The organism is Streptomyces sp. NPDC048612, from assembly GCF_043199295.1.
GTDB lineage: Bacteria > Actinomycetota > Actinomycetes > Streptomycetales > Streptomycetaceae > Streptomyces.
This window is the reverse complement of the sequence record NZ_JBICVV010000053.1, coordinates 1-8,899: the sequence shown is the minus strand read 5'-3', so window position 1 is coordinate 8,899 and position 8,899 is coordinate 1. Positions and strand designations below refer to the sequence as shown.

At 73.2% G+C, this 8,899-nt stretch carries 8 protein-coding genes; 6 read left to right on the top strand and 2 right to left on the bottom strand.

What is annotated here, in order from left to right; translation table 11 throughout:
* Nucleotides 1-111: 111 nt before the first annotated feature.
* Entirely contained in the window at nucleotides 112-495 is a 384-nt protein-coding gene (locus ACGFN2_RS35750; RefSeq protein ID WP_362612846.1) for a hypothetical protein, read from the bottom strand.
* Nucleotides 496-867: 372 nt separating this feature from the next.
* On the opposite strand from ACGFN2_RS35750, the gene ACGFN2_RS35745 reads away from it, so the two are divergent.
* The 6 genes from ACGFN2_RS35745 to ACGFN2_RS35720 all read left to right on the top strand — a co-directional run bounded on the left by ACGFN2_RS35745 (nucleotide 868) and on the right by ACGFN2_RS35720 (nucleotide 7,111).
* Nucleotides 868-3,687: a nitrate- and nitrite sensing domain-containing protein gene (locus tag ACGFN2_RS35745; protein WP_393367140.1), complete on the top strand. Its 2,820-nt coding sequence runs from the start codon at nucleotides 868-870 to the stop codon at nucleotides 3,685-3,687.
* Nucleotides 3,684-4,124: a roadblock/LC7 domain-containing protein gene (locus tag ACGFN2_RS35740; RefSeq protein ID WP_362612851.1), complete on the top strand. Its 441-nt coding sequence runs from the start codon at nucleotides 3,684-3,686 to the stop codon at nucleotides 4,122-4,124. Before ACGFN2_RS35745 ends, ACGFN2_RS35740 begins: the two co-directional genes overlap by 4 nt.
* Nucleotides 4,125-4,220: 96 nt before the next feature.
* Nucleotides 4,221-4,634: a DUF742 domain-containing protein gene (locus tag ACGFN2_RS35735; protein ID WP_362612854.1), complete on the top strand. Its 414-nt coding sequence runs from the start codon at nucleotides 4,221-4,223 to the stop codon at nucleotides 4,632-4,634.
* A gap of 117 nt (nucleotides 4,635-4,751) precedes the next feature.
* Nucleotides 4,752-5,621, top strand: coding sequence for an alpha/beta fold hydrolase (locus ACGFN2_RS35730; protein WP_393367137.1), 870 nt, complete (start codon nucleotides 4,752-4,754; stop codon nucleotides 5,619-5,621).
* Between the two features lie 55 nt (nucleotides 5,622-5,676).
* Entirely contained in the window at nucleotides 5,677-6,288 is a 612-nt protein-coding gene (locus ACGFN2_RS35725) for a TetR/AcrR family transcriptional regulator (protein WP_393367135.1), read from the top strand.
* A gap of 214 nt (nucleotides 6,289-6,502) precedes the next feature.
* Entirely contained in the window at nucleotides 6,503-7,111 is a 609-nt protein-coding gene (locus tag ACGFN2_RS35720; RefSeq protein ID WP_393367133.1) for an ATP/GTP-binding protein, read from the top strand.
* A 67-nt stretch (nucleotides 7,112-7,178) separates the two neighbouring features.
* Here the strand turns inward: ACGFN2_RS35720 and glpK are convergent, their stop codons facing one another.
* Entirely contained in the window at nucleotides 7,179-8,717 is a 1,539-nt protein-coding gene (glpK, locus tag ACGFN2_RS35715) for a glycerol kinase GlpK (RefSeq protein WP_393367130.1), read from the bottom strand.
* Between the last annotated feature and the right edge of the window lie 182 nt (nucleotides 8,718-8,899).

The window sequence follows — 8,899 nt, the reverse complement described above, 5'->3', positions numbered from 1 at the left end:
ACACCCAGTATCGGGGCGACCCTCCGCCTTGCGATCGCACGCACCAGACGCCGCGGGGCCGCCCTTCGGGCGAACGACGGGAGTTTGACGACAGGTCCTAGCGCCCGCCGATCACGCGGCCGCGCGGTCCGGCCGCGACGGGCCCTCCCGCGGCTCCCGGCGCTGCGCCCGTCGTGCCCGGCGCCGCTCGCGGCGCAGCTCCCGGGCCGTACTGCTCGGCCGCGACTCCACCCCGTTGCGCTGTACCCACACCTGACGGGTCACCCAGACGTCCAGCACGCCCCAGGTGGCCACCACGGTGCTGGCGACCGTGCTGAGCACCGCGGGGAACGCGAGCCAGGAGCCCGCCAGGGTGCTCAGGAACGCCACCATCGCCTGGACCAGGGTCACTGCCACGATGATGACGGCGCGCACGGCGGCGGTGCGTACCGGCTCCGCCATCCGCGGCCGGGCCGCCGGTTCCTCCCGCCACAACGGTCTTCTGCCGGTGTCCATGACCGTGTCACTCTCCCCGCACTCGCCCCACGTGTCCGGCCCGTTGGCGGCTGCCCGGATGTCACCGGTGCACTCCCTGGTGCCGTACTCCGTTCCTTCCCATGGTCACCTACCGAGCGCACACGGGGTTACCCGGGGTAGAGCAAAAACCGGCCAACCGACCGGGTTCCCTCCGGACACCGATGTCGGCGGCCGGTCCCGGAAACGCGGGCAGGTTGTCCGGGAATCAACCGACAACTCATGACGATCCCCCTCCGATACCGTCCCTGACCTCCGGAGAGGCCTTCGGCTCGGTCCCCCGACAGTAGTAGGCTCGCGCCGTTTGTTGACGGAACACCACCCCCGTGCGCCGGGGTTGACGTAGGGGAGGCCATGCCCTTTCGCGGGAAGTCGGTCCGCCGGAAGATCGTGGCGTTGCTGCTCGTACCGTTGGTGTCCCTGACATCCTTGTGGGCGTTCACGACCTACCTCACCGGACGGGAGGCCGACCAGCTGCTGAACGTCGGCAACGTCGTGCAGAAGTTGGGGTATCCGGTCGAGGGCGTCGTCCAGGCCGTGCAGAGTGAACGCCGGCAGAGCCTGCTGTACCTCGCCGACCGGCGCGGCGCCGACGCCCTCGGCGAGCTGCGCGCCCGCACCCGCGCCACCGACGAGGCCGTCACCCGCCTCCGTACCGACGCCGGCACCCGCGACGTCCGCGAGAACCTGAACGGCGAGGCCGGCAGCCGGCTGCGCAGCATCCTCAAGGGACTGTCCGGACTCGGCTCGCTGCGCGCCCAGGTCGAGGACAACACGGTCTCCCGCGACGAGGCCCTGGAGGGCTACAACTCCCTCGTCGACCCCAGCTACGACTTCCTGTCCGCGCTCCACGCCCTGGAGAACGTGGAGATGGACAAGCAGGGCCGGGCGCTGGTCATCATCACCCGCGCCCGGGAGGCCGTCGCCCGCGAGGACGCGCTGATGTCCGCCGTGCTGGTCTCCGGCAGCATGAACAAGCGCGATCTGCGGGCGCTGTCCGACCACGTCGCCGAGCGCCGGGTGCTCTACGACACCGGCCTCGCCATGCTGCCCTCGAAGGACCGCGCCCTCTACGAGGACTACTGGCACTCCGCGAAGGCGCGCGAACTGACGTCCTACGAGGACCGGGTGATCGAGGCCGGCGCACAGGACGGACCGCGCAAGGTCAACGCCGAGCGCTGGGACACCGCGGCCGGGAAGGTCCTCGGCGACCTTGAGCGGATGGGCCGGGCCGCCGGTGACCGCTACCAGGAGCGGGTCGCCCCCGTCGCCACGAACATCCTGCTCAAGGCCGCCATCGCCGGTGTCCTCGGCTTCCTCGCGCTGCTGGTCTCGGTCATCGTCTCGCTCCGGATCGGCCGCCGCCATGTGCGCGACCTGGTCCGGCTGCGCAAGGCCGCCCATGACGTCTCCGGCGTCCGGCTGCCGAGCGTGATGCGCCGGCTGGCGGCCGGCGAGCAGATCGACGTGGAGACCGAGGCGCCCCGGCTCGTCTTCGGGCAGGACGAGACCGGCCAGGTCGGCCAGGCGCTCAACACCCTTCAGCGGGCCGCGATCGAGGCCGCCGTCAAACAGGCCGAGATGCGCCGTGGCGTCTCCGAGGTGTTCGTCAACCTCGCCCGCCGCAGCCAGGTCCTGCTGCACCGTCAGCTGACCCTGCTGGACGCCATGGAGCGGCGCACCGAGAACACCGACGAACTCGCCGACCTCTTCCGGATCGACCACCTCACCACCCGTATGCGGCGGCATGCCGAGGGCCTGGTCATCCTCTCCGGCGCGGCACCCTCCCGGCAGTGGCGCAGGCCGATCCAGCTGATGGACGTGGTGCGCGCGGCGGTCGCCGAGGTGGAGGACTACGAGCGGATCGAGGTGCGCCGGATGCCGCGGCTCGCGGTGGACGGCCCCACGGTGTCCGACCTCACGCATCTGATCGCCGAACTCCTGGAGAACGCCACGGTCTTCTCCCCGCCGCACACCGCCGTCCAGGTGCTCGGCGAGCGGGTCGCCAACGGCTACACCCTGGAGATCCACGACCGCGGTCTGGGCATGGCGCCCGACCTGCTGCTGGAGGCCAACCTCCGGCTCGCCGAGACCCCCGAGTTCGAACTGTCCGACACCGACCGGCTCGGACTGTTCGTGGTCAGCCGCCTCGCCCAGCGGCAGGACGTACGGGTCTCCCTCCAGCCCTCGCCGTACGGCGGCACCACCGCCGTCGTCTTCCTCCCCGCCGCGCTCCTCACCGAGTCCTCCGACGGGGCCCGGGAGGACGACGACCAGGCCCCCGGCGGCTCCGTCGGCAACGAACTGGAGCACGCGGCGGGCAAGCTGGCCGCGCTGGCGCAGCTGCCGGTGCCGCGGCCCGAGCGGGAGCGCTCACCGGCCGTCATCGACGGACCGGTCGAACTGGAGGCGCCGCTCGGCCCGGACGAGCCGGGCTCCGAGGGCGAGGACGGCATCTTCCGGAAGCGGGACCGCGGCCGCGAAGCGAAGGGACCCGCCGCCGCACCGGCCGACCCGTCCTCCGCGCCGCGCGGGATCGCCCCCGTGCCGGAGGACGAGCAGCACCAGCAGACCCGGGACCAGGCGCCCGGCGGGCCGCCCCCGCTGCCGCGCCGCCGCCGCCCGCCGGTGCTGGTCGCCGACCACGGCAGGACGGTGGAGGACCGCGACGCACCGCGGGAGCGGAGTGCCGAGCGTGCCGGGTCCGAGGGCTCCGGCGGGGAGCGTGCCGCGGACCGGCCGTCGGCCTCCGCCGCACGGCAGGACCCGGCGCCGGACGCTCCGCGGCCCGCCGGGGGAGCGGACACGCCCGCGCCGACCACGTCCACGGGACTGCCCCGCCGGGTACGGCAGGCCAGCCTGGCGCCCCAGCTCAAGGCCGACCCCGCCGCACCGGCCGAGGAGCGGCGGAGTTCCGCACCGGTCGCCGACGACCGGGACGCCGAGGTGGTACGCGCCCGTATGGCCTCGCTCCAGCGTGGCTGGCAGCGCGGCCGGCGCGAGAACGCCGAGGACCCGCACGGGGCCGGCACGCCACCGCGGGGCGAGGACCCCACCGCGGACACCACAGGCCCGGACGCCACAGGCCCGGACGCCCGCGATGCCGCCGCACAGGACGACGGCGCCACGGGCAGCACAGCACCAGGAACCACATCGGGAGGGGACGGTCCATGACCGCACCGAAGGCAGCAGCTTCCACCGCACCGGTCTCGGCGAAGGGAGCCGGCGAGCTGAACTGGCTCCTGGACGAACTGGTCGAGCGCGTCGGCTCCATCCGCAAGGCGCTCATCCTCTCCAGCGACGGGCTGGCCACCGGCGCCTCGAAGGACCTGACCCGCGAGGACGGCGAGCACCTGGCGGCGGTCGCCTCCGGCTTCCACAGCCTCGCCAAGGGCGTCGGCCGGCACTTCGACGCGGGCCAGGTCCGCCAGACCATGGTCGAGCTGGACGACGCGTTCCTGTTCGTCAGCGCGGCCGGCGACGGCAGCTGCCTGGCCGTACTGGCCGATGCGGACTCCGATGTCGGGCTGATCGCCTACGAGATGACACTGCTGGTCAAGCGCGTGGGCGCACACCTGGGCACCGCGCCCCGGTCCGGCCTGACCCCCTGAGCGCGACGATGGTGACGCCATGAGCGAGCGCGGCGAGCTCCTCGTGCGACGGTGCGCGCCCCGCGGACGCGGGGCCGGAAGCGGCGAGGTCGCGGCATGAGCGAGCAGGACGGCCGGACGGCGCGGGACCGGGACGCGGCCCGCTGGTTCGACGACGACGCGGGCCCGGTCGTCCGGCCGTACGCGATGACGCGCGGGCGCACCCGTACGGCGGCGGAGGGGCGCCTCGATCTGATCGCGCTGGTGATCGCCGAGAGCCGCGCCGAGGACGCGGTCGACGACCAGATGCTGTCGCCGGAGCATGTCGAGATCATCGGCCGGTGCCGGGAGGAGCCGCTGTCGGTCGCCGAGCTGGCGGCCGAACTCGATCTGCCGGTCGGCGTCGTACGGGTTCTGATCGGGGATCTGCTCGATGCGGAGCTGGTCCATGTCAGCAGGCCGGTGCCCCCGGCCGAGCTGCCCGACGAGAAGGTGCTGCGCGAGGTGATCGACGGCCTGCGCGCGCTGTGATCCGCCGGGCGGCCCGGCCGGTGCCGGAACCGCCGCGCGCCGGGAGCCTTTGTTGAGCAACGCTCAACGGCGTACGGTGCCAGGTGAGCGATCGTCGAAAGAAGGAGATCCGCCGCCATGGCACCGGACGCGACCCCGGCACCCTTCGACCACCTGGAGATCCAGGTCGGCCCGCACACCTACGACGCACTGGCCTGCGGGCCCGCCGACGGCGAGTTCGTGCTGCTGCTGCACGGCTGGCCCGAGTTCGCCGACTCCTGGAGTGCCGTGCTCACCGCCCTGGGCGCCGCCGGCTACCGCGCCGTCGCCGTCGACCAGCGGGGCTACTCGCCGCGCGCCCGCCCGCCCCGGATCGCCGACTACGCGGTGCCCGAACTCGTCGCCGACGCCCTCGCGTTCGCCGACTCCCAGGGCGCGGACCGCTTCCACCTCGTCTCGCACGACTGGGGCGGCATGGTCGCCTGGGCGGTGGCCGGCGCCCACCCCGAGCGGCTGAAGTCCCTGACCGTGCTGGCCACTCCGCACCCGGACGCGCTCAACCGCGCCGCCGCCGAGGACTCCACCCAGCACCACATGCTCGACTACGTCCGCTTCTTCCGCCGCGACGACGGTGCCGCGGAAGCCGCCCTGCTCGCCGACGACGCCGCCCGGCTGCGCGCCACGTACGGCGGCAAGGTCCCCGCCGCCCTGGTCGACGGCAACGTCCGCCGGCTCTCCGCGCCGGGAGCGCTCACCGCCACGCTGAACTGGTACCGCGCCCCCGAGTCGGTCATCTCGGTCCCGGCCGGCCGGATCGCCGTCCCCACCCTCTTCCTGTGGGGCAGCGACGACGTCGCCCTGGGCCGCGGCGCGGCCGAGTCGACCGGCGCATGGGTGGACGGCCCCTACCGCTTCGAGGCCCTGGAGGGAGCCAGCCACTGGCTGCCCGAGGAGGTCCCCGCCCTCGTCACGCCGCCGATCCTGGAGCACCTCGGGCAGTACGCCTGAGCCGGCGGGGGCCGGGACGCCGCCGCCGTCCCGGCCCCCGCCGTAAACTGCGGGCATGTCCGGCAAGCGCACCACCCGCCTCACCCCCGACCAGCGCAGGGAGCAGCTGGTCGGGATCGGCCTGGAGATGCTCGCCGACCGCTCCCTGGACGAGCTGTCCACCGACGAGGTCGCCCGCCGGGCCGGGATCTCCCGCGGGCTGCTCTTCCACTACTTCGACTCCAAGCGCGACTTCTACCGCGCGGTGGTCAGCGCCGCGTGCGACCGCTTCAGTGCCGCGACGGAGCCGGACGGCTCCCTGGAGCCGGTCGCCTGGATGCGGGCCTTCATCGCCGGGTTCGTGGCCTACGTCCTGGAACACCGGCAGGTGTATCTCGCGCTGGTACGGGGCGCCGCCGGCAGCCACCCCGCGGTCACCGACATCGTCGGCGCGACCCGGGAGACGCTCGCCCGGCGCGTGCACGACGGCCGGCGGCGGCTCGGGATGCCGGACGCCCCGCGGCTCGAACTCGCCTCCCGCGCCTGGATGGCGTTCGCCGAGGAGGCGGTCGTCAACTGGCCCGCCGAGGAAACCGGCGCCCAGGACGAGCTCTGCGCCTTCATCGAATCGAGCTTTGTGCGCCTGCTGGGACTGCTCGACCGGCCCGGCGTCCTCACCGCGCGCTGACCACCCGCCACGGGGCCGGACCGCCGCCGGCACCGCCCATTTGGGCAGGTTGGTGCCCTCTGCCCGGCGGCGTCTCACAAGCGTGACACATCTCAAGTGGGCGCCGTGCTGAGCACGTTGTACCGTTCCCTTGCACCTGCTGCCCCGTGCGCCGAGGCTCGGGTATCAAGCGTGATCTCCACCCGCATACACGGCAATTCAGGAGAAGAATCCCATGGCCTTCGGGCGTTCCGACCGCCGTCGGCGGTCCGCCGCCGAACCGGTGACGCTCAAGATCCTGGTCGCGGGCGGCTTCGGGGTCGGCAAGACCACCCTGGTCGGTGCCGTCAGCGAGATCAAGCCGCTGCGCACCGAGGAGCGGCTCACCGAGGCGGGCCGGCCGGTCGACGACCTCGACGGGGTGGAGGCCAAGACCACCACCACCGTCGCGATGGACTTCGGACGGATCACCGTCAACGAGGAACTGGTCCTCTATCTCTTCGGCACCCCGGGCCAGGACCGCTTCTGGTTCCTGTGGGACGAGCTGGCGCGCGGAGCGCTCGGCGCTGTGGTGCTCGCCGACACCCGCCGCCTCGCGGACAGTTTCTCCGCGATCGACTACTTCGAACGGCGCGGGCTGCCCTTCACCGTCGCCGTCAACTGCTTCGACGGCGCCGACCGCTATCCGCCGCAGGCCGTACGGGACGCCCTGGACCTGGACCCCCAGGTGCCGGTGGTGCTGTGCGACGCCCGGATCAAGGACTCCGCGCGCGAGGTGCTGGTCTCGGTCGTCGAGCACGCGATGCGCACCGGCGCCCGGCGTCGGGAGCCCGCGCTGCCCTGACCGGGGACGGAAGACGGCCGGTACCCCGCCGTCCGGGGCACCGGCCGCGCCTCGTGGCGCCGCGGCGTTACGAGGCCGCCGAACCGTCCTCGGCCAGCCAGCCCAGGCTCCGTTCCACGGCCTTGCGCCAGTTGGCGAACTCCCGGTCGCGGGCCGGCCCGTCCATCCGCGGCGTCCACTCGGTGTCACGCTGCCAGTGACTGCGCAGTTCGTCCAGGTCCTGCCAGACACCGGTCGCCAGACCCGCCGCGTACGCCGCCCCCAGACAGGTGGTCTCCGAGATCACGGGGCGGATCACCGGCACCCCCAGCACATCCGCCTGGTGCTGCATCAGCAGCTTGTTGGCGGTCATCCCGCCGTCCACCTTCAGCTGGGTGATCCGCACCCCCGAGTCCTGGTACATCGCGTCCACGACCTCCCGGGTCTGCCAGCTGGTCGCCTCCAGTACGGCGCGCGCCAGATGCGCCTTGGTGACGAAGCCGGTCAGGCCCGTGATGACACCGCGCGCGTCGGAACGCCAGTACGGCGCGAACAGGCCGGAGAAGGCCGGCACGACATACGCCCCGCCGTTGTCCGGGACGCTCGCCGCCAGCGGCTCGATCTCGTCGGCCGAGGCGATGATGCCCAGCTGGTCGCGGAACCACTGCACCAGGGCACCCGTGATGGCGATGGACCCCTCCAGGCAGTAGACCGGCGCCTCCCCGCCGAGCTGGTAGCCCATCGTCGTCAGCAGCCCGCTCTTGGACGGGACCGGGCGGTTGCCGGTGTTCAGCAGCAGGAAGGAGCCGGTGCCGTAGGTGTTCTTGGCCTCGCCGACGCCGTAACAGGTCTGGCCGAAGACGGCCGCCTGCTGGTCGCCGAGCGCGGACGCCACCGGCACGCCGTGCAGCTGCCCCACCGCCGTGCCGTACACCTCGGCCGACGACCGGATCTCCGGCAGGATCGCTTCCGGCACGTTCATCGCCGACAGGATCGCCGGGTCCCACTGGAGCGTGGAGAGGTTCATCAGCATGGTGCGGCCCGCGTTGGTCACGTCCGTGACATGCACGCCGCCGTCGACGCCGCCGGTCAGATTCCAGATCAGCCAGGAGTCGATGGTGCCGAAGGCGATCTCTCCCCGCTCGGCTTGCGCCCGCAGCCCCGGCACCTCGTCCAGCAGCCAGGCCGCCTTCGGCCCGGAGAAGTAGCTCGCCAGCGGAAGCCCGGTGGCCTCCCGGAAGCGGTCCTGGCCGTCCGTGCCGCCCAGTTCGGCACAGAGCTGGGAGGTACGGGTGTCCTGCCAGACGATCGCGTGGTGCACCGGCCGGCCGGTGGCCCGGTCCCACAGGACCGTGGTCTCCCGCTGGTTGGTGATGCCCAGCGCACTGAGCTGGTCCGCGCGCAGCCCCGCCTTCGTGAGCGCACCGGCCACCACCGACTGCACCTTCGTCCAGATCTCGGTGGCGTCGTGCTCCACCCAGCCCGGTTTGGGGAAGATCTGCCGGTGCTCGCGCTGGTCGACGGCGACGATCGCCCCGCCGTGGTCGAAGATGATGCAGCGGCTGGACGTGGTGCCCTGATCGATCGCGGCCACGTACTTCTCGCTGGTCCCGGTTCGCTCCGTCATACCGTCACGCCTCCTGAGGTCCTGGTGAGTGGGTGCGGGGGAGGGGGGGGGGGGCCGGGGGCCCCCCCCCCCCCCCCCCCGGGGGGGCCCCCCCCCCCCCCCCCCCCACCCCCCCCCCCCCCCCCCCCCCCGCCCCCCCCCCCCCCCCCCACCCCCCCCCCCCCCCCCCCCCCCCCAAACCC

Bases quoted from the DNA above. Each gene is read 5' to 3' on its own strand.
- ACGFN2_RS35750 (WP_362612846.1), bottom strand. From the start codon at position 495: ATGGACACCGGCAGAAGACCGTTGTGGCGGGAGGAACCGGCGGCCCGG.
- ACGFN2_RS35745 (WP_393367140.1), top strand. From the start codon at position 868: ATGCCCTTTCGCGGGAAGTCGGTCCGCCGGAAGATCGTGGCGTTGCTG.
- ACGFN2_RS35740 (WP_362612851.1), top strand. From the start codon at position 3,684: ATGACCGCACCGAAGGCAGCAGCTTCCACCGCACCGGTCTCGGCGAAG.
- ACGFN2_RS35735 (WP_362612854.1), top strand. From the start codon at position 4,221: ATGAGCGAGCAGGACGGCCGGACGGCGCGGGACCGGGACGCGGCCCGC.
- ACGFN2_RS35730 (WP_393367137.1), top strand. From the start codon at position 4,752: ATGGCACCGGACGCGACCCCGGCACCCTTCGACCACCTGGAGATCCAG.
- ACGFN2_RS35725 (WP_393367135.1), top strand. From the start codon at position 5,677: ATGTCCGGCAAGCGCACCACCCGCCTCACCCCCGACCAGCGCAGGGAG.
- ACGFN2_RS35720 (WP_393367133.1), top strand. From the start codon at position 6,503: ATGGCCTTCGGGCGTTCCGACCGCCGTCGGCGGTCCGCCGCCGAACCG.
- glpK (WP_393367130.1), bottom strand. From the start codon at position 8,717: ATGACGGAGCGAACCGGGACCAGCGAGAAGTACGTGGCCGCGATCGAT.